This is a genomic window from Pilimelia columellifera subsp. columellifera (assembly GCF_039532605.1).
GTDB classification, from domain to species: Bacteria; Actinomycetota; Actinomycetes; order Mycobacteriales; family Micromonosporaceae; genus Pilimelia; species Pilimelia columellifera.
In genome coordinates this window covers 1-25,130 of sequence record NZ_BAAARY010000018.1, presented here as the reverse complement: position 1 = coordinate 25,130, position 25,130 = coordinate 1, and the positions used below count along the sequence as shown (strand labels likewise).

General features: G+C 72.2%; 13 protein-coding genes and 1 pseudogene. 3 read left to right on the top strand and 11 right to left on the bottom strand.

What is annotated here, in order from left to right:
• Positions 1 to 2: 2 nt before the first annotated feature.
• From ABD287_RS15660 to ABD287_RS15615, 10 genes are all read right to left on the bottom strand, one after another.
• The gene (locus tag ABD287_RS15660) at positions 3 to 14,966 is read right to left on the bottom strand and encodes an SDR family NAD(P)-dependent oxidoreductase (protein WP_425565640.1); all 14,964 of its coding nucleotides are present in this window, start codon (positions 14,964 to 14,966) and stop codon (positions 3 to 5) included.
• A 90-nt stretch (positions 14,967 to 15,056) separates the two neighbouring features.
• A complete protein-coding gene (locus tag ABD287_RS15655) occupies positions 15,057 to 16,340 on the bottom strand; it encodes a cytochrome P450 (RefSeq protein WP_344173760.1) in 1,284 nt (427 codons plus the stop codon).
• Positions 16,319 to 17,032 carry an O-methyltransferase gene (locus tag ABD287_RS15650; protein ID WP_344173758.1) on the bottom strand — a complete coding sequence of 238 codons (714 nt, stop codon included), beginning with the start codon at positions 17,030 to 17,032 and terminating at the stop codon, positions 16,319 to 16,321. The genes ABD287_RS15655 and ABD287_RS15650 overlap by 22 nt, the downstream gene beginning before the upstream one ends.
• Entirely contained in the window at positions 17,029 to 17,232 is a 204-nt protein-coding gene (locus ABD287_RS15645; protein ID WP_344173756.1) for an MbtH family protein, read from the bottom strand. The genes ABD287_RS15650 and ABD287_RS15645 overlap by 4 nt, the downstream gene beginning before the upstream one ends.
• 114 nt (positions 17,233 to 17,346) lie before the next feature.
• Positions 17,347 to 17,703 carry a hypothetical protein gene (locus ABD287_RS15640; RefSeq protein ID WP_344173754.1) on the bottom strand — a complete coding sequence of 119 codons (357 nt, stop codon included), beginning with the start codon at positions 17,701 to 17,703 and terminating at the stop codon, positions 17,347 to 17,349.
• Between the two features lie 65 nt (positions 17,704 to 17,768).
• Positions 17,769 to 18,569: a putative protein N(5)-glutamine methyltransferase gene (locus tag ABD287_RS15635; RefSeq protein ID WP_344173752.1), complete on the bottom strand. Its 801-nt coding sequence runs from the start codon at positions 18,567 to 18,569 to the stop codon at positions 17,769 to 17,771.
• The gene (locus ABD287_RS15630) at positions 18,569 to 18,703 is read right to left on the bottom strand and encodes a hypothetical protein (protein ID WP_344173750.1); all 135 of its coding nucleotides are present in this window, start codon (positions 18,701 to 18,703) and stop codon (positions 18,569 to 18,571) included. Before ABD287_RS15630 ends, ABD287_RS15635 begins: the two co-directional genes overlap by 1 nt.
• A gap of 257 nt (positions 18,704 to 18,960) precedes the next feature.
• Positions 18,961 to 19,350: an LLM class flavin-dependent oxidoreductase gene (locus ABD287_RS15625; protein WP_344173748.1), complete on the bottom strand. Its 390-nt coding sequence runs from the start codon at positions 19,348 to 19,350 to the stop codon at positions 18,961 to 18,963.
• A 305-nt stretch (positions 19,351 to 19,655) separates the two neighbouring features.
• Positions 19,656 to 21,182: a bifunctional 3-(3-hydroxy-phenyl)propionate/3-hydroxycinnamic acid hydroxylase MhpA gene (gene mhpA / locus ABD287_RS15620; RefSeq protein ID WP_344173747.1), complete on the bottom strand. Its 1,527-nt coding sequence runs from the start codon at positions 21,180 to 21,182 to the stop codon at positions 19,656 to 19,658.
• Positions 21,179 to 22,381, bottom strand: coding sequence for a cytochrome P450 (locus tag ABD287_RS15615; RefSeq protein WP_344173745.1), 1,203 nt, complete (start codon positions 22,379 to 22,381; stop codon positions 21,179 to 21,181). Before ABD287_RS15615 ends, mhpA begins: the two co-directional genes overlap by 4 nt.
• Positions 22,382 to 22,558: 177 nt before the next feature.
• Here ABD287_RS15615 and ABD287_RS18595 point away from each other — a divergent pair.
• Positions 22,559 to 22,855: pseudogene (locus ABD287_RS18595) on the top strand (transposase); the annotation flags it as partial.
• 540 nt (positions 22,856 to 23,395) lie between these two features.
• Here ABD287_RS18595 and ABD287_RS15610 read toward each other — a convergent pair.
• Positions 23,396 to 23,551, bottom strand: a complete 156-nt coding sequence (locus ABD287_RS15610) for a hypothetical protein (protein WP_344173744.1) — start codon at positions 23,549 to 23,551, stop codon at positions 23,396 to 23,398.
• 308 nt (positions 23,552 to 23,859) lie between these two features.
• Here ABD287_RS15610 and ABD287_RS15605 point away from each other — a divergent pair, with 308 nt between their 5' ends.
• Both ABD287_RS15605 and ABD287_RS15600 read left to right on the top strand, forming a co-directional pair.
• A complete protein-coding gene (locus ABD287_RS15605) occupies positions 23,860 to 24,759 on the top strand; it encodes a metallophosphoesterase family protein (RefSeq protein ID WP_344173743.1) in 900 nt (299 codons plus the stop codon).
• Positions 24,704 to 24,925, top strand: coding sequence for a hypothetical protein (locus ABD287_RS15600; protein WP_344173742.1), 222 nt, complete (start codon positions 24,704 to 24,706; stop codon positions 24,923 to 24,925). Before ABD287_RS15605 ends, ABD287_RS15600 begins: the two co-directional genes overlap by 56 nt.
• The last annotated feature ends 205 nt before the right edge of the window (positions 24,926 to 25,130 follow it).

Below are 25,130 nucleotides of genomic sequence, written 5' to 3'. Positions count from 1 at the left end.
GGCTAAGCGGCGGCGTCGAGGCTTTCCAGGACGTGCTTGGTGAGCCCGGACAGCGTCGGGTGACTGAAGATCCCCGACGGGCTGAGCGCGATGCCGGTCCGGTCGCTGAGCCGGCGGGACAGGTCCATCGCCATCAGCGAGTCCAGGCCGAGCTCGAAGAAACCGCTGCGGGTGTCCACCGGCCGGCCCGGCTCCAGCCGCAGCACCTCGACGAGCTGGTCCCGGATCAGGCCGAGCACGATCTGTTCCCGCTGCTCGCCGGCCGCCCCGGCCAGCCGCTGCACCCAACCGGCCCGGCCCGGCCCGGCCGGTGCCGCCGCCACGGCCCGCCGCCGGCGGGGACGCACCAGCCCGCGCAGCAGGAACGGGACGGGACGTCCGGGTGCAGGGGCGGCCCAGGTGCCGGGCCGCCCCTGCACCCGCAGCGGTTCGTCCGAGCCCAGCGCGGCGGCAAGCGCCGCGGTGGAGCCCGGAGCGAGGGCCACGACCCGGCCGGCGGGGTGCCGGGCCGCGAGGGCACGAGCCGCTCCGTCGGCGGCCGCGGTGGCCACCCGGTCGGCGGGCCCGGCCAGCGCGGCGGTGGAGGTGACGACCAGGAAGGCGACGAGCGGCAGCCCAGCGGTCAGTTCCACCAGCGGGTCGAGGGCCGCCACCCGGGCGTCGAGCTCCGCGGCCAGCCGGTCGGCGTCCAGCTCCGCGAGCGAGGTCGCCTCCCAGCGGGTTAGCGCATGCACGACGGCGGTGAGCGGGTGCAGGACGTCCAGCAGCTCCCGCACCGCGGCGGGGTCACTCACGTCGCAGGCCACGACCGTCACGCCGGGGAGATCCGGTGCGTCGCCGCCCGCATCCGGCCACGCGAGCACGACGCGGCGCAGGCCGTGCACGCCGGCCAGATCGAGGGCGACAGCGGGATCGCCGATCACCAGGACCGTGCCATCCGAGCGAGCGCCCATCGGTTCGGCATCGATCGGGAGCAGTCGCGGGCGCAGGGCGCGGCCCCCGCGAAGTGCGACCTGCTCGGCGCTGGTCGCGGCGAGCACCTCCAGCCCGTCGGTGTCGGTGTCGGTGTCGGTGTCGACCAGCAGGAACCGACCCGGATAGCCGACCTGAACAGCGGCGACCATGTCCCACACCGCGGCGGCGGCGGGTGCCACGGTGTCGGCCGCTGCCACGGCGACCGCCTGACGGGTGCGGATGATCAGGCGGTGGCCCTCCAGGTCCGGTTCGTCGAGCCACAGCTGGGCCAGGCCGAGCACCGTCGCGCAAGCCTCCGCCGGCTGCCCGGCCGGGACGTCGAACAGGGCCGCGTCCGCCCCGCCCAACTCCGGCAACCCGTCGGGGTCGCCGAGGACGGCCACGGCGACCGGTGCGGCCGCGCGATCGAGCGGAAGTTCGAACCACCGCAGGGTCAAGTCCGCGTCCGACGCGCCGGAGCGGGCTTGCGAGCCGGGCGCGGCAACGATCCGGGCCACGGTGAGGACCGGCAGCCCCGCCTCGTCGATGGCGTCCAGCGCAACGCCGCCGTCCACGGTCGTCAGGCATACGCGCAGGGCCGAGGCACCCGAAGCGTGCAGGGTCACCCTCTCCCACCGAGTCGCCTTCACCCCCGTGGCGGCGCTCAGAAGCAGCGGGTGCAGCCCGTAGTGTTGGGCCGCATCCCGTTCGGCGCCGGGCAGCACCACCTCGACGTACGTATGTGTGTCGTCACCTCGCGGCCGGGCCTCTCCGACCGGGGCGAGAACCCCTTCGGCGTGCACCGCACCCGCGACCGATTCGACGACGACCGGCCGGCGGCCCGCCGAGTTCTCGGCACCCACCCGCACCCGCAGCTCGACATCGGATCCGGGCGGCAGTGGGCTGGTCAGCTCCAGGTTCTCCAGGACCGGGCAGTCCACCTCGTCCCCCGCGCGAATGGCGAGCTCGACCAGGACGGCCGAGGGATCCGCCTCGGCGATCCAGGCCTGGTTCAGGCGCGCCACCACGAGGGCCCCGTCGGGCCACCCGGCCGCCGCGACCACCAGCGGATGCCCTGACCCGCCCGTACGCCCGGCGTTGGTCTGTCCCCGCAGCCAGTAGTGGCGATGTTCGAACGGATAGGAGGGCAGTGCCCCGCAAAGCCGCCGCCACGAGCCCGCATCGACCGGTACGGTGGCCGTCCAGTCCACCGCCAGTCCGGCGGCGAACGCGGCGGCCAGCGCGGTCAGCAGGCGCTCCCGGCCGCCCTCGCCGCGCCGCAGGGTGCCGAGCACCGCCGTGGCCCGGCCGGTGTCAGCCACGACGTCCAGCAGCGAGGTGGCGAGCCCGGGATGGGTGGAGATCTCGACGATGGCCCGCGCGTCGGCCGCGGCCGTACGGATGGCGGGGTCGAGCAACACCGGCTGGCGCAGGTTGCGGAACCAGTACTCGGCGTCGAGCCGTTCGTGTTCCTCGACCCAGCGCACGTCCACCGTGGAGAAGAATCGACAGCGGGGCACGAGGCCGTGCCCGGGGCGCTCCCCGACACCGTCGAGCCCGCGCAGCATCGGCTCGCGCAGCTCCTCGACGAGGAACGAGTGTGACGCGTAGTCGGCGGCCAAGCGGCGATGCCAGATGCCCTGCTCGGCGGCCGTGGCGGCGATGGCATCGATGCCGCCGTGCGCACCGGTCAGCACCACGGCCGACGGCCCGTTGACCGCACCGACCTCGACCGGGTCGCCGCAGCCGGTGATCAGCTCCTCGGCACGTTCGCGCCCGGCGCCCAGCACGAGCGTGCCACCACCGGCGGGCAGGCTCGCCGCGAGCCGGGAGCGGAGCACCACGATGTGCAGGGCGTCCTCCAGCGACAGCAGCCCGGCCACGCAGGCCGCGGCGATCTCGCCCTGCGACGATCCGAGCACGACGTCCGGCACCACCCCGGCCGCGGCCCAGATCTGGGCGAGGCCGGTCATCATGACGAACGTGGCGGGCTGCACGACCTCCACCCGGGACAGGTCCCCGTCGTCGCCGATGGCCTGTTCCACCGTCCAGTCGACGCCGTACCCGGCGAGGACGTCGTCGCAGCGACGCACCCAGGCGCGGAAGTCGGGCGAGATGGCCAGGAGCTCGCGTCCCATGCCGATCCACTGGGCGCCCTGCCCCGGGAAGACGAACACCACCTCGGTGCCGGAGCGGACCGTTCCGCTCACGACGTTGTCCCCGGGGCGGCCCGCAGCCAGCTCCCTCAGGCTCACGACCAGCTCAGCAGTGCCCGAGGCGAAGACCGTCGTTCGTACGCGATGGTGGGTGCGGCCGTACGCGAGGGCCGCACCCAGATCACGCAGCGGGATCTCATCCCGCTCGACGGTGTCCGCGAGACGCGAGGCGAGCTTCGCCAGCTGGGTCTCGTCACGGGCCGAGAGCACGAAGGGCAGCACTTCCTCGCACGGTTCCGGGGGAGCCTCGGCCACGGTGGGCGGCTCCTCGAGGATGAGATGCACGTTGGTGCCGCTGAGACCGAAGGCCGACACGCCGGCACGGCGGGGATGGTCAGGGCGTGACGGCCACGGCCGCGCTTCGGTGAGCAGCCGTACCGTCCCGGCCGACCAGTCGACCTCCGAGGTCGGGGTGTCCACGTGCAGCGTCGCCGGAAGCGTCTCGTGCTCCAACGCCAGCACCATCTTGATCACGCTGGTCAAACCGGCGGTGGCCTGGGTGTGCCCGACGTTGGACTTGACCGAGCCGAGCCACAGCGGATCGGCGCTGTCCCGCTCGCCGTACGTGGCGAGCAGCGCCCGCGCCTCGATCGGATCCCCGAGACGGGTGCCCGTACCGTGCGCCTCTACGGCGTCGACCTCGGAGGGGGTGAGGCCGGCCACCGCGAGCGCGCGGCGGATGACCCGTTGCTGGGCGGGGCCGTTGGGGGCGGTGAGCCCGTTGGACGCGCCGTCCTGGCTGACGGCCGATCCGCGTACCAGCGCTCGCACGGTGTGCCCGTTGGCGCGGGCGTCAGCGAGGCGCTCCAGCAGTACGACCGCGACCCCCTCGGCATTGCCGGTGCCGTCGGCCGACGCCGCGAACGCTTTGCAACGCCCATCCGCGGCGAGCCCGCCGTTCTGGGCGAACTCCACGAACGAGCCAGGCGTGGTCATCACGGTGACGCCACCGACGACCGCTAGCGAGCATTCCCCGTCGCGCAGCGCCTGCCGGGCCAGGTGCATAGCGACCATCGACGACGAGCAGGCGGTATCGATCGAGACGGCAGGGCCAGTGAAGCCGTACACATAGGATACGCGACCGGAGACCACCGAGACGGCGCCGCCGGTGCCGCGCAGGCCATCGGACTCGGCGTCGCCGCCGAACATCCCGTAGCCCTGGCCCATTACGCCCACGAAGACGCCGACGTCGGTGCCGCGCAGGGCCAACGGGTCAATGCCGGCGTTCTCGAGCGCCTCCCAGACGACTTCGAGCAGGATGCGCTGCTGCGGGTCCATCGCCACCGCCTCGCGCGGGGAGATGCCAAAGAACCCGGCGTCGAAGCCCCCGGCGTCGTGCAGGAAGCCTCCGGCGCGTACCGGAATCCGGCTCAGATCCCAGCCCCGGTCGGTCGGGAACGGCGATTGCGCGTGCCTGCCGCTGGCCAGCAGTTCCCAGAAATCATCCGGCCCGTCGATGTCACCCGGCAGTCGACAGCCCACCCCAACGACGGCGATGTCGTCCCGCGGGCCGGCCGGCAGCACGGGCGCCACCGCGAGTGGCTGGTCGCCGCCGGCGAGCAGGTTCCGCAGGTAGCGGGCGAGTTCTCGGGGCGTGGGGTGGTCGAAGATGAGGGTCGAGGGCAGCGTAAGCCCGGTGGCGGCGCCGAGCCGGTTGCGCAGCTCGACAGCGGTCAGCGAGTCGAGGCCAGCCGCTTGGAACGGCAGGTCGGGGCCGATCTCCGCGGCGGACCCGTAACCCATGATCCGGGCCACGCGCGAGCGCACCAGGCCGAGCAGGGTGGACTCCTGCTCGGCGGGGGCGCGACCTACTAGCGACCCGGCCAGGTCGCTGCCGGCTGCCGTGGCGGACGCCCGGCGGCGTACCCGCACGAGCGAGCTGAGCAGCGGCTGCACCGGTCCCCCAGCTGCGGCGTCGGCCCGCGCGGCGGCGAGGTCGAGCTTCATCGGTACGAGGTGATCGCGGTCGCTGTCCAGTGCCGCGTCGAACAGTGCCAGGGCCTCGGCGGGTTCCAGGGCGAGTACGCCGCCCCGGCTCATCCGTGCGCGGTCGGTGGCGCCGAGGTGCCCAGTGATGCCGCCGTCCTGCGCCCACAAGCCCCACGCCAGCGAGATGCCGGGCAGGCCGGCGGCATGACGGGCGGCCATGAGGCTGTCGAGGTAGGCATTGGCGGCCGCGTAGTTGGCCTGCCCGGCCGAGCCGAGCAGCCCGGCCGCCGAGGAGAACGCGACGAACGCAGCCAGGCCGGCGTCCCGGGTCAGCTCGTGCAAGTGCCGCGCCGCCCCGGCCTTGGGGGCGAGGACGGTGGCGAGCCGTTCCGGGGTCATCGCGTCGAGCAGGCCATCGTCGAGAACGCCGGCGATGTGCACGACGGCGGTCAGTGGGTGATCGTCCGGGATGCCGGCCAGCAGTTCCGCCACGGCGTCCCGGTCGGCGACGTCGCAGGCGGCCACGGTCGCCGTCGTGCCGAGGGCGGACAATTCGGTGACGAGCGCCTCGGCGCCGGGCGCGGCCGGGCCGCTACGGCTGACCAGCAACAGGTGGCGGACGTTGCGGGTGAACGCCAGGTGCCGGGCCACCATGGCGCCGAGGGACCCGGTGCCGCCGGTGACCAGGACCGTGCCGGTGGGGTCGAGGGGTACCGGCCGGTGGTCGAGCCGGTCGGCTGGGGCCAGGCGGGGAACGAGGACCGCGGCGCCGCGTACGGCAATCTGGGGTTCACCGAGGGTCAGGGCGAGCGTGACGGCAGCCCCGGTGTCCGCACCGGTTTCGGCGTCGAGCAGCACGATCCGCCCCGGATTCTCGGCCTGGGCGGCCCGGACGAGACCCCACACCGCGCCGGTGTCGGGATCGGTGACGATCGTCGAGCCCGCGGGTATGGCGTCGCGGGTCAGGACCACCAGGCGCGCCTCGGCCGGGGCGTCGCGCAGCCAGGACTGGAGCACGGCGAGCACGGCGGCCAGGAGGTCCTCCCCCGGCTCGACCGCGAGCACGGCATCGGTGGCGGGCACGTCGGCGGGGCCGGTGATCCGGGTCGTGGCAACGGGCTCGGGCGCCGGGTCCGGCGGCGGGATCTCCTGCCAACGCACCTGGAAGATGGCGTCCGTGGCGGCGACCGGGGCGATTGCCGGCGCGGTGGTCCGTAGGGTCGCGGTCAGCACCGGAGCGCCGGTCCCGTCGGTGGCCCGCAGCGTCCAGGCGTCGTCGCCCGAGGGGGTGAGCCGGGCCCGCAGGACGCGGGTACCGGTCGCGTGCAAGGCCACGGCGTCCCAGCGGCCCGCGAATCCGATCCCGGCGAGCACCGCGTCGAGCAGGCGCGGGTCGAGGTGGAAGCCGTCCGATTCCGTGTCGTCGTCGAGAGCCGCCTCGGCGAGCACCTCGTCGCCGTGCCACCACACCGCCACCAGTTCCGCATGGTCCCCGCCGGTCTCGGCGGGCTCCGCCGCGGCCGGAGGCCAGGAACCGTGATCGGGCTCGGGAGCGGCCGGGGTGGCCGGGGTGGCCGAGGACAGCACGGCGGTGGCGTGCCGCGCCCAGGCTCCGGAGCCGTCCGGTGCACTGTGGATGGTCAAGGGCCGCCGGCCGGCGTCGTCGGCCGCGCCCACGACAACTTCCAGGCGTACGGCGGCGGACGGATCGAGAACCAGCGGCGCGTCGACGGTCAGGCTGTCGAGCACGGTGCAGCCGACCTCGTCACCGGTTCGCAGAGCCAGCTCGACGAAGGCCGCGGGCAGCAGCGCGCCACCGTCCGGCAGCCACGGGCAGGACGCCGCCGTCAGCCGGGCGGTGCCGATCAGGCCGCCGGTGTCCGGCAGCGGGACGACGGCTGACAGCAGGGGGTGGTCGACCGGGGTGAGGCCGAGCCCCGCCCCACTCGCGCGGGACCCGGAGGTACGCAGCCAGTAGTGTTTGTGGTCGAACGCGTACGTTGGCAGGTCGGCCCGGGGACCACCGGTGGGCACCGGCGCCGACAGGTCGACCGGCACGCCTCGCACGAACAGTTCACCCATCGCGGCGACGGTGTCGCGTACCTCGTCGCGGCCGTCGCGCAGGGTCGGGGTGAAGATCGCGGCGACCCCCGCATCGGCGCTGGTGTGTGCCATCGCCGCGGACAGCCCCGCCCCCGGTCCCATCTCGACGAACAGGCGTCCGCCGCGGTCGAGCGCGGTCCGGGTGCCGTCGGCGAAACGTACGGTACGGCGTACGTGCTCGACCCAGTAGTCGGCGTCGACCGGGTCGCCGTCCTGCAGGTGGACGACCGGGATGCGGGCGGGCTGCCAGCTGACGCCGGAAAGAACCGCCCGGAAGTGGTCAAGCATCGGGTCCATCAGCCCCGAGTGGAAGGCGTGGGACACCCGCAGCGCGGTGACCTTGCGGCCCTCGGCGTGCAGCCGCCCGGCGCAGGCCTCCACCGCCTCGGCGGTGCCCGAGAGCACGACGGACGACGGGTGGTTGACCGCGGCGAGGTCCGCACCGGCGCCGAGTAGCGGGCGCGCCTCCTCCTCGGTCGCCGCGACCGCGACCATCGCACCACCGGTGGGAAGGTCCTGCATGAGACGTCCCCGGGCGGCCACGACGAGCGCCGCGTCGTCGAGCGAGAGCATCCCGGCGACGTACGCCGCGCTGATCTCGCCGATCGAGTGGCCGACGAGCTGGGCGGGGCGCACACCCCACGACTCGGTCAGCCGGAACAGGGCCACCTCGGTCGCGAAGAGGGCGGCCTGGGTGTACGCGGTCTGGTCGAGCAGCGCCGCCTCGGGGCTACCGGGCTCGGCGAACACGACGTCGCGCAGCGCAACGGTGCCGGTCATGTGGCGGTCGAGGCGGGTACACACGTCGTCGAAGGCCGCGGCGTAGGCGGGGAAGGCGTCGTACAGCTCGTGGCCCATGCCGGGGCGCTGGGCTCCCTGGCCGGGGAAAACGAACACCACCGAGGCGGCCGCGGCCGGGGTGACCTCCCCGACGGCGACGCCCGGTGCAGTCTCCCCCGCGGCGAGCGCGTCGAGGCCGGTCAGCAACGCGCCGGCGCCGGCCGCGGCGATGACGGCCCGGTGGCCGAGCAAGGCCCGGGCCTCGAGCAGGGTAAGGGCGGTGGCGGCCGGTGCCGCCCCGGCGGCGACCGCGGTATGCAGACGCCGGGCCTGTCCGGCCAGGGCGGCCGGGCTGTTCGCGGAGAGGACGAACGGCAGGACCCCGGTCGCGGGTTCTCCGGCCTCGGGGGCAGCCGGTGGCGCCTGTTCGAGAATCAGGTGAGCGTTGGTGCCGCTGATGCCGAACGCGGAGACGCCGGCCCGGCGGGGCCGCTCCCCGGCGGGCCACGGGCGGCTGTCGCTCAGCAGGGCCACCGTGCCGTCGGTCCAGTCGACGTGCGGGGTGGCCTCGGCGGCGTAGAGGGTCGGCGGGAGCGTCTCGTGCCGCATCGCCTGCACGATCTTGATGACCGAGACGACCCCGGCCGCGGCCTGGGTGTGGCCCAGGTTCGACTTCACCGAACCCAGCCAGAGTGGGTTGTCGGGCGACCGGCCACGGCCGTACGTCGCGACGACGGCCTGCGCCTCGATGGGGTCGCCGAGCGTGGTGCCCGTGCCGTGCGCCTCCACGGCGTCGATGTCGCCGGCGGAGACCCCGGCGGCGGCGAGGGCGGCCCGGATCACGCGCTGCTGGGCCGGGCCGTTCGGGGCGGTGAGCCCGTTCGAGGCGCCGTCCTGGTTGATGGCCGAGCCGCGGATGACGGCGAGCACCCGGTGACCCTCGCGGCGCGCGTCCGAGAGCCGTTCGAGCAGCACCACGCCGACGCCCTCGGAGAGCACCGTGCCGTCCGCGTCGGCAGAGAACGGCTTGCAGCGGCCGTCGGCGGCCAGGCCCCGCGCGCGGGAGAAGCCCATGACCCCGACCGGGGAGCCCATCACCGCCACGCCCCCGGCGAGCGCCAGCCGGCATTCGCCGCCGAGCAGCGCTTGGGCCGCCAGGTGAATCGCCACCAGCGACGACGAGCAGGCGGTGTCCACCGTCATCGCAGGTCCTTCGAGGCCGAACGCGTACGACACCCGGCCTGACGCGACGCTGCCCGCCGTGGCCGTCGTGGTGTAGCCCTCCAACTCGGCCGGTAGGTCGGTCAACGAGCCCAGATAGTCGTGAATGGACATACCGGTGTAGACGCCGACGCGTTCACCGCGCAGGGACGACGGATCGATGCCGGCCGACTCCAGCACCTCCCAGGTGCTCTCCAGCATCAGCCGCTGCTGCGGGTCCATCGCCAGCGCCTCGCGCGGGGAGATCCCGAACAGGGCGGCATCGAAGTTCCCGGCGTCGTGCAGGAAACCACCGCGCCGGGTGTACGAGGTGCCCGCGTGGTCGGGGTCGGGGTCGAACAGGGCGTCGAGGTCCCAGCCCCGGTCCTGCGGGAACTCCGACATGCCGTCCCGGCCCTCGGCGACCATCCGCCACAGGTCGTCGGGTCCGGCGACGCCCCCGGGCAGGCGGCACGCCATGCCGACGATGACCACCGGGTCGTCGCCGGTGGCGGCAACCGCGGAGGGTGCCGGCTCGGGAACCGCGCCGAGGTGCTCACCCAGTCGTTCCAGCAGATAACGGGCGAGGGCCTCCGGGGTCGGGTAGTCGAAGACGAGGGTGGCGGGCAGCTTGACGGCGGTGGCCGTCGACAGCCGGTTGCGCAGCTCGACGCCGGTCAGCGAGTCGAAGCCGATGTCGCCGAAACGGTGCGCGTCGAGGGTGGGATCGGGCTGCCCGAGGCCGAGGACGGTCGCCACCTCCTCCCGGATGAGGGCCAACAGCGACTCGGTGCGCTCCTGCGGGCCCAGGCCGGCGAGGCGGCGGCCCAGGTCGCCCTCCGGGCCGGCCGCCGCAGCCTCAACGACCCGGCGCGGCGGTCGTACGAGCCCCCGGTAGATCGGCGGCACGGACCCCGAGGCGGCCGCGTCGGCGCGCAGCGCGCCGAGGTCGAGGCTGATCGGGATCAGCACGTCATTGCCGGCCTCGATGGCGGCGTCGAAGATGCGCAGGGCATCGTCGGCGGGCAGCGGGCGCACCCCGCCGCGGCTCATCCGGGCGCGGTCGACCTCGGCGAGGGTGCCCGTCATCGACGTCTCGGGCTCCCACAGGCCCCAGGCCAGCGACACGGCGGGCAGTCCGGCCGCCCGGCGCACCGCCATGAACGCGTCCGTGCAGGCGTTGGCCGCCGCGTAGTTGCCCTGGCCGGCCGAGCCGAGAACGCTCACGGCGGAGGAGAAGGCGGCGAAGACGCCCGGTGGCCGGCTCCGGGTCAGCTCGTCGAGCGTGCGCAGCACCCCGGCCTTGGGCTGGAAGACGGCGTCCAGACGGCGCGGGTCGAGGCCTACGATCGTGCTGTCGTCGAGCACCCCGGCCGCGTGCACCAGCCCGGTGAGCGGGTGCTCGGCGGGGACGCTGTCGAGCAGGGCGGTGAGGGCGGCGCGGTCGGTGAGGTCGCACGCTACGACGCGGACGGCGGCCCCCCGCTCGCCCAGTTTCTCGACCAGCTCGGCCACGCCCTCGGCGGCCGGGCCACGGCGGCTGGCGAGCACGAGGTGGCGCACGCCGTGCCGCGCGACCAGGTGGCGAGCCAGCAGCCGGCCGAGCACGCCGGTCCCACCGGTGATCAGCACGGTGCCGTCGGCGAGCGCGGACTCCGGCGTCTCCCGCTCGACGAGGCGAGCCGGGGCGAGCCGGGGAACGTGGACGGTGTCCGAGCGTACGGCCGATTGGGGTTCGCCCCCGGCCAGCGCGCGCGCGACGGCCCGGTTGCGGTCAGCGCCCGGCTCGATGTCGGTGAGCACGAAACGGCCGGGATTCTCGGCCTGCGCGGCACGCACCAGCCCCCACACCGCGGCACCCGACGGGTCGGTGACCGGGCCGGTGGGGCCGACCGCGCCGCTGGTGACGACGACCAGCGGTACCTCGTCCGGAACGGGTTCGGTCAGCCAGGCCTGCACGACGGCGAGCACCCGGTGCAGCAGGGGCAGCGGCTCGGTGTCCGGCCCGCCGCCGGTGAGGTCGAGGACGACGACTTCCGGCGCCTCGTCGCCGAGCTCCCCGGCCAGCGCGATCCGAGCCACCTCGCCGGTGCCGGTGACCTGCGCCCAGCGGCCCGGCCCGGCCGTCGTCACCGGGGGCAGGGGCGTCCAGTCCAGCTGCCACAGCGAGTCGGACGCCGGTCCGGCGGTGAGGTCGGCGACCGGCAGCGACACCAGGGATTCCATGCTCAGGACCGGGGTGCCGTGCTCGTCGGCGGCCTCGAAGGACAGCGCGTCGGTGCCGTACGGGGCGACCCGTACGCGCAGCGAACGCGCCCCGGTGGCGGACAGCTGAAGCCCGTTCCAGGCGAACGGCAGGACGTTACGCTCGTCGTCGCGGCGGTGGAACGCGTTGGCGTGCAGCGCGGCGTCGAGCAGGGCGGGGTGGATGCCGAACCGACCGGCGTCCTCGCCGTGCCCGGCCGGCAGGGCCGCCTCGGCGAAGATCTCGTCACCGCGCCGCCATACCGCGGTGAGGCCGGCGAACGCGGGGCCGTAGTCGTAGCCGCGGGCGACCAGGGCGGGGTAGAAGCCGTCAATGTCCTCGCGCCGGGCACCGGTCGGCGGCCAGTGGGTGAAGTCGAAGGTGCCGCCTGCCAGTGGGTTGGCGGAAAGCAGGCCGGTGGCATGCCGGATCCAGCTGGTCGCGTGCTCGCCGCTGCTGTAAACCTCGATCGGGCGGCGCCCGGTGGCGTCCGTGCCGCCGACGGCGACCTGAATCCGGACGCTGCCGCTCGGGGGCAGGGGCAGGGGCGCCTCGATGACGAGCTCGTCGAGGGTGCCGCAGCCGAGTTCGTCCCCGGCGCGTACGGCGAGGTCGACGTAGACGGTGCCGGGCACGAGCACGATGTCCTGGATGCGGTGGCCGGCCAGCCAAGGGTGCGTGGTCAGCGACAGCCTGGAGGTGAGGACCAAGCCGTCGGTCTGGGGCAGGTCGACCACGGCGCCGAGCAGGGGGTGGTCGCTGGACTTCTGGCCCAGCGCCTCGGGGCTCGTCCGCGTCCCGGGCATGGTGATCCAGTAGCGCTGATGATCGAACGGGTATGTCGGCAGCGGGACCGGTTCGGCCGTACGGCCCGGAATCAGGGACTCCCACTCGATCGGCACCCCGCGGACGAACAGCTCGGCCATCGACCGCAGCAGCCGGTCCCGGCCGCCGTCGTCGCGGCGGATCGAGCCGGTGGCGGTGACGTCGCCCGCCACGGCGTCGGCCGTCGCGGTGATCGCGGCGAGCAGCGTCGGGTGGGCGCCGAGCTCGATGAACACGCGGTGGTCGTGGGCGATCAGGTCGCGGACGGCGGGCTCGAAGCGGACGGTACCGCGTAGGTTGCGGTACCAGTACCCGGCGTCGAGGCGGTCGTCGTCGCCGAGCCAGCGGACGTCGGTGGTGGAGTAGAACGGGATGCGCGGCGCGGCCGGGGCGAGCCCGGCCAGATCGTTGCGCAGGGCCGATTCGAGCGCCTCGACGTAGTGGCTGTGCGAGGCGTAGTCGACCGCGATCCGCTTGAACCGGAAGTCGCGGCCGGCCACCTGGGCGGCGAGCTCGTCGAGCGCGGCCGCCTCCCCCGCGACGACCACGGCGGCCGGCCCGTTGAGCGCCGCGATCTCCAGCCGTGATCCCCACGGCTCGATCAGCGCGCCGGCCTCTTCGACGGACAGCTCGACGGAGGCCATGCCGCCGCCGCGGGGCAGCTTGTCGGCGATGGCCTGGCTGCGCAGGATGACGACGCGGGCGGCGTCGGCGAGGGTCAGTGCCCCGGCCACGCAGGCCGCCGCGATCTCGCCCTGGGAGTGGCCGATCACCGCGTCGGGCGTGACCCCGGCCGAGGTCCACACCGCCGCCAGGCCGAGCATCACCGCGAAGCAGGCCGGCTGAACGACGTCGATGCGACCGAGGTCCGGGCCGTCGCCGCGCAGGACGTCGGCGACCGACCAGTCCAGCCACGGGTCGAACGTCTCCTGACACTCGGCGATCCGGGCGGCGAAGATCGGCGAGCTGTCCAGCAGATCCCGGCCCATGCCGGCCCACTGGGTGCCCTGGCCCGGGAAGACGAAGACGATCTGTCCCGGGTCACCGGCCGGTCCGGCCCCCGCCACGGCACCGCCCCCGGTGCGGCCGTCGGCCAGCAGCTCCAGGCCCTCCCGCAGCTCACCGGTATCGCGCGCGACGACCACGGCACGGCGGCTCAGGCGGGCGCGACCGGTGGCCAGGGTGGCGGCGAGGCCGCCGAACGGCACGTCATCCACCACCGCGGCGAGGCGACGGGCCTGCGCGGTCAGGGCGGTGGGCGTCTGCGCGGAGATGACGAAAGGCATTACACCGTCCGGGCACGGGGGGGCCTCGGCCTCGGGTGCGGCCGTAGCCTCCTCCACGATCATGTGGACATTGGTGCCGCTGGCGCCGAACGATGAGACGCCGGCGCGCCGGGGCCGGTCGCCAGCTGGCCAGTCACGCCCTTCGAGCAGCAGTTCGACCGTGCCGGGCGACCAGTCGACCTGCGGGGTGGGTGCGTCGACGTGCCGGGTGGCGGGCAGGTGGCCGTGCCGGAGCGCGAGCACCGTCTTGATGATCCCGGCCACGCCGGACGCCGCCTGGGTGTGACCGATGACCGACTTGACCGAGCCGAGCAGCAGCGGCCGCCGCGGGTCGCGGTCCTGCCCGTACGTGGCGAACAGTGCCTGCGCCTCGATCGGGTCGCCGAGCGACGTACCGGTGCCGTGCGCCTCGACCGCGTCGATATCGGCCGGGGTCAGGCCCGCCGTCTGCAACGCCCGGCGGATCACCCGCTGCTGCGCGGGACCGTTGGGGGCCGTCAGGCCGTTGGAGGCGCCGTCCTGGTTCACCGCCGAGCCCCGGATGACGGCGAGGACCTGGTGGCCGTGCTGCTGAGCGTCGCTGAGCCGCTCGAGCAACACCACCCCGGCGCCCTCGGCCCAGCTGCTGCCGTCCGCACCGGCCGCGAACGACTTGCAGCGCCCGTCGAAGGCGAGCCCCCGCTGCCGGGCGAAGCCGACGAACCCGCCGGGGGTCGCCATCACCGTGGCGCCACCGGCGAGGGCCATCGCGCACTCGCCCCGCCGCAGCGCCTGGCTCGCCAGGTGGATCGCCACCAGCGACGATGAGCACATGGTGTCCACCGTGACGGCCGGGCCCTCCAGCCCCAGGCAGTAGGCGATCCGGCCGGAGGCGACGCCGCCCGCGCTGCCGAGCGCGCGTTCGAGGCTGAGGTAGTGCTCGGCCCCGGCGAGGTCGGGGGCGTAGTCCTGGTGGACGACGCCCGCGAACACGCCGGTGTCCGAGCCGCGCAGGCTCCGCGGGTCGATCCCGGCGCGTTCGATCGTCTCCCAGCACACCTCGAGCAGTTGCCGCTGCTGCGGGTCCATCGCCAGCGCCTCCTGCGGGGAGATGCCGAAGAACCGCGCGTCGAACTGAGCCGCGTCGTGCAGGAAGGCGCCCTGCTTGACGTACGTCGTCCCGGGCGTGTCCGGATCGGGGTCGTACAGGCCCTCGAGGTCCCAACCCCGGTCGTTCGGGAACGGGGTGTAGACGTCGGTCCCCTGCGACACCACGGACCAGAAATCCTCCGGGCCCGCGATGCCGCCGGCGAAACGACATCCCATCGAGACGATGGCAATCGGTTCGCCGGCCGCGGCGACCAGTTCGCTGTTGCGCTGCCGCAGTCGCACGTTTTCCTTGACCGATTCCCGGAGCGCCTTGATGAGGTCGTTTTCCGGCATAGCCACGTTCGTCCTCCAGAGCTGCAAGGGTCCCCGCCGGCGCGGCGGTGTGCCTCGGGACCGACGCTAGGTATCGCGCCGCGGCGGCGGCATCCCTCAGGCTGGTAGCGAGGTCGACACCGGCAGGGCCACCGGGCCGAAGAAGAGCAGGGACGGCCGCCACACCGGGTTGCCGGCCAGGCGCAGGGCCGGAAGCCGGTGCAGGGCGGCGCAGAACTCCTCCACCACGAGCCGGGCCAGCGCCGCGCCCAGGCAGTGGTGGATGCCCGCACCGAGCGCGAGCGTGGCCACCTCGGGGCGATCCACGGTGAAGGTGTCCCCGTCGGCGTAGCGGGTGGCGTCCCGGTTCGCCGAGCTGAGCAGCATCACCACCACGGAACCCTCGGGCACCTCGACGTCGTCGAATCGCACGGCCTGCGACGCGTACCGGCGGGCGATGTGATAAGTACCACCGAACCGCAGCACCTCGGCGGCGGCCGCGGTGGCGGCGGCCGGATCGCCAGCGACACGGGCCAGTTGCCCCGGGTTGGTGGCGAAGGCGTGCGCCGCGTTGCCGAGTGTGTCGCTGAGGGTGGTGATGCCGGATCCGAAGATGGGGAGCATTGCGAGCCCCAGCTCCCGGTCGGTGAGCCGGTCCAGATCGTCGGCGTGGTCGGCCGTACAGGCGCTGATCAGGTCGCCCTGCGGGTCCTTGCGCCGGGCGGTGCCCAGCTGCGAGAAATAGTCCACCAGCTCGGCGGACGCGACGTCGGCCCGGCGCATGGTCTCCGCGATCACCACCGGATCGGTGCCCGGCGCCGGCGGAGCCGGAATGGCCCGCAGGAGCAGCTCCCAGATGCGGGCCTGGTCCTCGACGGGCACCCCGAGCAGGCCGCCGAGCACCCGCAGGGCCAGCGGCACCGCCACCAGTTCCTGGAAGTCCGCGGCCCGTCCCCCGCTGCCGGCCTCGGCGAGCCGGTCCAGCACGCGCGTGACCTCCTCGCGTACCGGCTCCCGCAGGGCCAGCAGCTGCCGCGTGCTGAACCCGCGCGCCAGCAGCCGCCGCAGCCGGGTGTGCGCCGGCGGGTTCTGGAAGAACAGCGACGACATGAACTGTTCCTGCGACGACGACGGCGCGCGGTGCGGCTGCCTCGCCCGTATCCAGGCGGCGTCGACCACCGGGAACGTACGGGCGTCGGTGAGCACCCGGAGACAGTCGGCGTGGCGCGAGAGCAGCGTCATGTCCAGCTTCTCGCTCCGGTACACCGGTGCGATGTCCCGCAGCCGCCGGTAGTACGCGAACGGATCGTCGACCGCCCCGGGGGCGAGGACGAAGCGTACGACGTCCTCGGCCTCCAGGTCGCCCACCGGCGCCAGGGCTACGAGCGGTGGGCGACCCACAGCCCGTCCCTCACCGGCAGGATGACGCTGACGAAATCGGTGTCCTGGGAGAGCAGTTCGTTCATCGTCTGCACCCCGCGGGCCTCGATTGAGTCCGTGGCGGTCCCGTCGAGGACGTGGTTGCCGCAGAACGCGTTGTCGATCATCAGCACGCCCTGCGGGTCCAGGTGCGACTTCGAGAGCTTGAGCAGGGCGGCGGCCTTCGACGGGTCGTCGCCGAAGTAGCGGTGCTTCATGACGTCCTGGAAGATGACGTCGAACTCGCCGAGGCCCGGCACGATGTCGAAGGCGTCGCCGACCAGCACGTCGACCCGGTCGGCGTACCCGGCGCGCTCGATGAAGCGGGCGGCACGCGCCGCCCGTACGGGATCGATCTCGATGCTGGTGACCCGCCCGCCCGGCGCCAGCGCGCGGGCCAGCCAGATCGCGGAATAGCCGATGGCCGTGCCGATGTCGAGGATCCGGCGGGTGGACGGGCCGGGCAGCGACGCGAGCGTCTGGAGCATTACGCCCTCGAGCCGCCCGACGACGGGAATCTGCTCCTCGCGGGCGACATCCTCCATCTCGCGCAGCACCTCGTCGATGACGGCCGGCAGGGCCGCCGCCCGTGCCAGCGAGGTGGCGTACAACTCACGCGGGTCCGTGCTGTCCTGGGGAACGATGGGGAGCGATCCCCTGAGCGAGCTGCTCATCGAAGTGTACCTAATCCTTCCGGGCGCAGATCGATCCAGTGGTGTTCGACGTAGGCGAGGCAGGTAGCCCGCGAGGACCGGCCGTTGACGACCGTCCTCGGGGGCGGCCGAACGGCGAACGCGGGCCACAGCGAGTACTGCCCCGTCCGGTTGAAAAGGACGAGGAAACTGGTGCCCCCGTCGTCGAACGCGTGCGGCATCTGGTTCCTCCTAGGACAGCGGCGTGCTCTCGGGGTGTAGCTGCACTGGGAGCGAACTCATCCCATGCCGGATGCTGGAGTGGTTGTCGTCGGCCGACGATCCACCGGAGTGCGTCACGGGCGCGGTGATCCGCAGAGTGACCTTCTGACCGTGCGCCGCTTGGGCCGCTGCGCGGCGAGCGGCAACTCCTCGTCGAGGTTGACCACATTGACGCCGCGGATGTGGACCACCGTGATGCTGGGCAGGTTAACCGGCCAGCGCAGCGTGGCCACAGTGTTGGGATCTGTCAGCACCGCGACGAGGCTGCCCGACCCGATGCCGCGCCGGTGCATCGCCGACGCCGCCGTCTCCACCGCGGTGGCGAGGTCTCCGACGCGCACGGGCTCACTGCGCGAGATGAGCGCCGTGTTGCCGAGGTCCTCGTACAGCTCGGCGAGGACTTGGCGTAGGTAGTGTTCGGGATGTGGCACGGTGCGCCTCCAATACCGATGCCCTGGCCGTCCACTCAGAAAATATCGGCGATGAGCGTCCGGCCCTATCCCTCGAGTTGACAGTCGTGCGGGCGGCGACCGATCGCGACGGTGCTGCACCATTCGTCGGACGTCAAGGTGTACGCCTGCAGCCCGTGGGCCGACATCGCCGCGGCCGTCAGTGCGGCCTGACTCTCACCGGACTCAATGAACAGGTGTCCGCCGGGCGCGAGCCACCGCGCGGCGGACTCGGCGACCCGGCGGTGCACGTCCACGCCGTCGGTACCCCCGTCGAGCGCCACCCGTGGTTCGTGGTCGCGTGCCTCCGGCGGCATCATCGCGATCTCACCGGTGGGCACGTACGGTGCGTTGACGAGCAGGACATCGACGGTGCCGCGCAGCTCGGCCGGTAGCGCGTCGAAGAGGTCGCCCTCGTGGACCTGCCCGCCGATCGGTTCCAGATTGCGACGCGCGCACCGCACAGAGGCGGGCTCGATGTCGGCGGCGTGCAGCCGGATGCCGGGCGCACGGGCCGCAACCGCCGCGCCGATCGCTCCCGTGCCGCAGCACAGGTCCACCACGACCGCGCCCTCGGATGTGACGGCGATGGCCTCCTCAACCAGGTAGGCGGTGCGCTGACGGGGCACGAACACCCCGGGGTCGACGGCGATGCGCAGGCCACAAAACTCGGCCCAGCCGAGGATCACCTCGAGCGGTTCGCCGTCCACCCGCCGCCGGGTCATCACGATGAGTTCCTGCGGCGTGCGGGCGGCGCCGACGAGCAGGCGAGCCTCGTCCTCGGCGAACACGCAACCGGCGGCGCGCAGCCGCAGGACGACGGCCTCGGTGGGGTCCGGGGTGGTCATCACGGGCCTCCCGGCACGATGTCGGTGGTGGTCAGAGCAGTGCGGACCGCCGGCTCGACGTCGCAGCCGAGCAGTTCGACGGTGCGGGCGACATCGGGAAAGGGCAGCCTACCCCGGTCGACCTGTAGCAGCACCAGGTCCGGGCCAGCGCCCGGTGTTCCGAAATCTTCGCGACGACCTGCGCAGGGTCGCCGACCAGCAAAGCCTCTACACCGGGGACGTGCCGCTCGAAGCCTTCCCGGGCGGGCACGATCCGCCCGCGCGAGTGCAGGTCGAGGTATGCGGCGACGTACGGGTAGAACGCCGCAGCCTGCCCGGCGCCTGGAATAACCTACACCTGGCTCGTTGTCGCCACTCGCAACGCGGCCGGGTCGTCACTGTGCGAGGCCGCCTACTCCCCGTACGGCTTGAGGTTCTCGGCCAGCCGCGCTGTGGACCCCGGAGTCATCGCCGTCGCCACCGGCAGCCGGAGCTTGTCGGCCCGCATCAGGCTGCCGCGGTTGCCGCCCGATGTCGACTCAGACCGGCAGCGCTGCTGCACCAAGCGGAGGCCGGCCCAAGAGCCGAGCAGCGGTGCACAGTGCCCGCCGCGCAAGCTGACCGAGGAGGGCCGGGTGATTTGCAGGAGCAGGTCGAGGTGCTCGGTAAACACCGTGTCATAGTCGTCCATGTCGTACCCGAACAGGCCGAACGGCTCGTCGAACGCGCCCCGCCCGAGGGTGATCTCGGCGTGGCCGCCGGACAGCACGCCGAGCGTGACGAAGTCCTCGTAGACGCGCACCGGGTCGAGACGCCGATCAGCGTGGTGGTGCTGGCGAGGCGGATGCGCTCGGTGGCCTGCGCGACGGCGACCACCACGGCGGGCGATGATACTGCGTAGCTGGGTGGAAGTTCTCCGACCACAAAGGCATCGAGGCCGCCCTGCTTGATGAGCGGCCCGAGGCAGACGATCCGGCGGATCCGCTCGTCGGCCGCCACCGCGTGTCCGAACGCGGGTCGGAGGTGAGGCCTGCGAGGCTGACGAGCCCGATTTCCATGCACATGGATCAACGGGACGGCTGTGACGATCCACCGTACCGTGGGCCGTCACAGCGCGTTCAACTGCCTCTTCAGGTCCTCCAGCAGAGCGGGGACCAGCGCGAGGTCCGCCACCGCGCCGAAGACGTGGTGGTCGGGCCGCACTAAGATCGCAACAGCGCCGAATCCGGCCAGATAGGACGAATAGACTTCATCCACATCGGTAACCGCGCCGGGCGCCAGCCGCGCGACGATCAGATCGACGCCGGGTACGACCGGCACGGCGTCCACCCCATCCCTAGTGAGCAGCACAAAGCCGCGCCCCACCCGGTCGTCGAAGAGGCCTGCGTGCCCGCCGACGCATACCCGGCCCTGCGGGACTACGTCCCCGCGGGCCGCCGCCACGCCCTCCGGCAGCCGGCTGAGCAGGCCCTCCGCCAGGGGCTTGGCGGGCTCCGGCCGGTTAGGTCCGCACCGCGAGTTGGCGAGGATCGCGGCGTCGCGGTCGGCGGCGGCATCCGGGTCCGACACACAGATGACCCGCCCCAGTTTCACCGATTCCCGGATGGCTTGGCGAACCTGCGCCCGTCGCTCGATCGTGTACGTGTCGAGCAGCTCCGCGGATGCTCCGCGCAGCACGAGGTCGAGTTTCCAGGCGAGGTTCGCGGCGTCCCGCAGGCCTGAGCACATGCCCTGGCCGGCGAACGGCGGCATCAGGTGCGCGGCGTCCCCTGCGAGCAGGACCCGCCCGTCCCGCCACTGATCGGCCCACATCGCCCGGAACGTGTAGGTGGCGCTGCGCAACAGGCGCGCGTTGTCCGGCCGTACGCCGTGCGGCTCGAGCAACCGCCACGCCGCGTCGCTCGTCCGCAGCTCGTCGAGACCCTCGCCGGGCAGCCGCATGAACTCCCAACGCCGACGGCCGGGGCCGCTGCCGACCACCGTGGTCGGCCGAGCCGGATCGCACCACTGCTGGTTGGTCGGCAGGAACGCACGCTCGACAGCCAGCTCCACGTCGCACAGCAGCCAGTCGTAGGAGAAGCCGAGGTCGGTGACGCCGACGCCGAGCCGCTCGCGGACGAAGCTGTTGGCCCCGTCGCAGCCGATCACCCACCGCGCGGCGACAGTGTGCGCCGCGCCGTCCCCGCCCTTGGTGCCGACCACCACACGGTCGCCGTCCTCTCGTAGGTCGACGACCTCGTGCCCGCGCCAGATTCGGACGTTAGGAAAGGTGGCTAGGCGGCGGGTAAGAAGGGCTTCCAGCGCGGGCTGGTGCATCGTGCTCGCGTCGGGCCAGCCGTAACGGCCGACGCTCGCGAAAACGATGTCCAGCAGCACTCGGCCCCGGGCGTCCAGCCACTGGTAGCCGGTGGCGGGCTGGGACAGACCCGCCAGGTCAGCGCCGATGCCTGCACCGGCGAGCAGCCGCGCCGCCTGGCCGTCGAAGCTGGTGGCGCGCGGAAGCGGATACGGCTGGGGCCGGCACTCGACGACGGCGACCCGCCAGCCACGCTGGGCGAGCAAGATAGCCAGGGTGGCGCCGATCGGGCCGAGGCCTACGATGGCGACGTCGACCTCGCCCTGCGGGCCGCTCACCACCGTACGGGTAGGTCGTGGATGCTAAAGACCGACGTACGCGCGCGCAGCCGTACCTCGCCGATCGGTACAACCAGCGCCAGCCCCGGCAGGCCGGTTACCAGGGTCCGCAGCGCTACCGTCAGCAGCCTCCGGGCAAGGCGCTGAGCGAGGCAGATGTGCACACCGTAACCAAAGGCGAGATGCCCGGAGGGATCCCGGCTCAGGTCCAGCAGCTCGGCGTGAGCGAAACGGCTCCCGTCGCGGTTGGCGGCCGGCAGGGAGATGGTGACGGTGTCCCCGGCGCGAATCGAGTGGCCGCCGAGTTCGACGTCCGTGAGCGCGGTCCGGAAGATTAGGTACTGATTGACCGTGGTGTACCGCAGCAGCTCCTCGACGGCATTGTCTACACCGGCCCCGTTCGCGCAGGCCGCCCGGAACGCCTCCAACTGTTCCCGGTGGTGCAGGAGCGCCAGGCTGGTGGCCGCCAGGGCACCCTCGCAGGTGGTGAGCCCGGCCGCGAACACCACCAGGAGCATGTTGGTGATTTCCTGGTCGGTGAGCCCCGGTACGGCCGTCAGCCGGCCGATCATCGAGTCGCCCGGGTCGGCCCGCTCCTTCTCGACGCGATCACGCAGGTAGAGGAACGCATCGCTAGACGCTGCGAACTCATCCTCGACCGGTACGGCGTCGTCGTTGGCGGTCTCGGACAGCCGGGCCAGGATCGCCCCGCCTTCGTCCGGCACGCCGAGCAGGTCGTTCAGGACCCGGCGGCACAACGGCTGCACATACCCAGCCACGAGGTCGGCGGGCGACCCCAGCCCACGCAGCGCGGTCAGCTGCTCCACGGCCGCTACCTCGATCCGCTCGCCGAGCACCGCCACCCGGTTCGTGGTGAATTCGCCAGTCAGCACCGCCCGGTAGCGCGTGTGCCCGGGCGGATCCATGTGGATGAACAAGCCTGGGATGATCGGCATCGTTGGAAAGGGCTGGCCCTTCTTCGTCAAAGGGAAATGTGCCGAGTGAAAGTTGTGGCTGAACGCCGGATTGCTTAGCACCTGCTTGACCACATCGATCCCCGTCGCCAGCCAGCCAACGTGCCCGTCTGGATAGACCATCCTGGACAACGGCTGCTCAGCGCTCAGCTTGCGCAGCACCGCCGGCGGGTCGAACGCGTCCGTGCGGTCCCAGTGTTCCAGGTACGTGATCGGCTCGGACATGTCGAAACCTTTCCTCGGTCCCACGGACGTCACCTGGGCAGATCGAGGCTACAAAAGTTCAAGCTGCCCGCCATCCCCAGCTCTGGTAACTCCGCCGCGTACCCGTTGTTCCGTCGTCGCGGGCACTGTTAGCTTGGTTCCATGGTCAGCGACCGCACGTGTGCCATGTAGGCCTCGGTGCCGACCGGTTGTACGGCGTGTCCTGCGGCGGTGGGGTTGCTCCGGCTGGTAGGGACATGGGGGAGGGCGTCAAGGTGTCCATCGGATCTGTCTGATGAGCAGTGGGCGGTGATCGAGCCGGCGCCGCTGGTGAAGGAGCCGAGGCGGGTACCAAAGCGGCGACGCCGGAACATCGTGCCGGTGACTTTGTACGGGGTCCGCACAGGTTGTTCGTGGCGGCAGCTACTAGCGGATTTCCCGTGCTGGCGAACCGACTACGGGCACCTCCAGCAGTGGCAAATCCGTCAGGTCACCGAGCGGATCATGACCGCGCTTAGGGAGGAGTTACGTCTGGCCGCTGGTCGCGACGCGCAACCGACAGCAGGGGGAATCAACTCTCAGTCGGTGCGGGGCGCCGACACCGTATCGGCTGGCAACCGAGGCTACGACGCGGGCAAGAAGGTCAATGGTCATAAATGGCTCATCGTCACCGACGCCCTCGACCTCCTGATCACCTTGGCGGTCTTGTCCTCGTCCTGGCAGGACCGCGACGGTGGGAAACGAGACCGTGCTCTAGGCGGTCTGACCACCCCGACAACCAGACACTTCTTGCGGATCAAGGCTTCGCCGACAGACGTGTCGACTGGACCCGCACCACGCTGCACGCCATCATGGATGATCATCCGCTCACCCGCCGGAAGATGCGGCTTCCAAGGCCACTGCAAGCGTTGGGGTAGTAAGAACGGACCTGGCCTGGCTCACCGCCCGCCGTCGGCTGGCCCGCGACTACGCACGCGCGCCCCACACTTCGGAGGAGATCATCCGCTGGGCCGCTATCAACCAGATGCTCCGCCGCTACGCCTGCGGCAAACTCGCCCACCGCCACCGCCACCGCCACCGCCACCGCCGCCATCGGCGTTCGGTCAGAGCCTCCATGATCCGGTCGCGCTGCTCGGGAGCGAAGAGGTTCCAGACGCGGACCGCTCCGATGATGCCGCACCCTGCGTCCATGAGGGTCCTTGGGTCCGATTCAAGCCGGTCGGCGTCGACGGGGACGAACAGAGAACGATCGGAACCTCGAACACTACCGGGCTACCGAGCTGCATTTGGGACTCAATTCATGGCCATGCTCTCTTGAGGGCGGTTCTCCACGATGCCGTCGAACGCGTATGGCCCTACCACACTCAGGAAGCAATGAGTGCCGAAGTAGAGACCATGGAGAGAGCTGATCAGGTAATAGTGCGCCGAAAGCGGGACACCGGTTGCTCTTGCGCCATGTCCGGTCGCCGACGACAATATGGCGCCCGTGAGCTTCAGCCATGAGCTTCGATCCAGCCGGCGGATCACTTCTGGCCATAAGCGACCTGCACGTCGCGTACGCCGAGAACCGGGCCGTCCTCGACCGCCTGCGTCCCACCTCGGACGAGGACTGGCTGATCGTGGCGGGCGACGTCGGGGAGCGGTTCGCCGACATCGAGGGCGCCCTCAAGGTTCTGAGAACCCGCTTCGGCCAAGTGATCTGGACGCCCGGCAACCACGAGTTGTGGACCCATCCCAGCGACGTGGTGACCCTGCGTGGCGAGGCTCGATATGCCGCTCTGGTCAACATGTGCCGCGACTATGGCATCGTCACGCCCGAGGACGAGTACCCGGTGTTCGCGGGTCCGGCGGGCCCGGTCGCCGTCGTGCCGATCTTCCAGCTGTACGACTACACCTGGCGGATGCCGGGCGCGGACAGCAAGGAGGAGTCACTGCGGGGCGCGTACGAAACGGGCGTCGTGTGCATCGACGAACAGCTTCTGCACCCCGATCCGTACCCCACCCGCGAGGCCTGGTGCGCCGAGCGCATCGCCCGGACGACTCGCCGACTTGACGCCCTTGCCCCGGCGATGCCGACCGTGCTGGTTAGTCACTGGCCTTTGGACCGCCGGCCGACCGACGTGTTGTGGTACCCAGAATTCGCACAGTGGTGCGGCACGACGGCTACCGGGGACTGGCACCAACGCTACCGCGCGGTGGCCGCCGTCTACGGCCACCTACATATCCCTCGCAGCACCGTCTACGACGGCGTTCGCTTTGAGGAGGTCTCGCTGGGCTATCCGCGAGAATGGAGCCGGCGCGGCGCTGAGCTGAACCGGTCCGGCGGATCCTCGGGCCAGCGCGGTGATCGCCGCGCTCGTGCCGCCCTGCCTCGGGGCTCACGAAGAGGTCGCCGATGACCCAGGTGAAAAGCCATTCCCGGGCGAGGGAGCCCAGATCGCCCAAGCCGTGCCTGCCCGGCGCCGCGAGTTCATCACCGCCCGCCGGTGCGCACGGCGGGCCCTCTCGGCTCTGGGACACCCCGCCGTGACGATACCCAGCGGGAAGCAGCGTGAGCTCCGATAGCCGCAGAATCATCGGCAGCATCACGCATTGCGCCGGACATCGAGTGACCTGCCCTACTGTCGCGTGTCTGAGGTCTTTTGACGGTTGGCTTTGGTGAGGATCTGGTCGGCGGTTTTGGTCCAGTGGAACGGTTCGCATCGCTGGTTGTAGCCGTCGATGAACGCGCGGATCGCGGCGGTCAGGTCGGGTACCGAGGTGAAGGTGG

Excerpts from the sequence above, each read along its gene's own strand:
- ABD287_RS15650 (WP_344173758.1), bottom strand. The coding sequence starts at position 17,032 with ATGAGCAGCTCGCTCAGGGGATCGCTCCCCATCGTTCCCCAGGACAGC.
- ABD287_RS15645 (WP_344173756.1), bottom strand. The coding sequence starts at position 17,232 with ATGCCGCACGCGTTCGACGACGGGGGCACCAGTTTCCTCGTCCTTTTC.
- ABD287_RS15635 (WP_344173752.1), bottom strand. The coding sequence starts at position 18,569 with ATGACCACCCCGGACCCCACCGAGGCCGTCGTCCTGCGGCTGCGCGCC.
- ABD287_RS15615 (WP_344173745.1), bottom strand. The coding sequence starts at position 22,381 with ATGTCCGAGCCGATCACGTACCTGGAACACTGGGACCGCACGGACGCG.
- ABD287_RS15610 (WP_344173744.1), bottom strand. The coding sequence starts at position 23,551 with ATGGACGCAGGGTGCGGCATCATCGGAGCGGTCCGCGTCTGGAACCTC.
- ABD287_RS15605 (WP_344173743.1), top strand. The coding sequence starts at position 23,860 with ATGAGCTTCGATCCAGCCGGCGGATCACTTCTGGCCATAAGCGACCTG.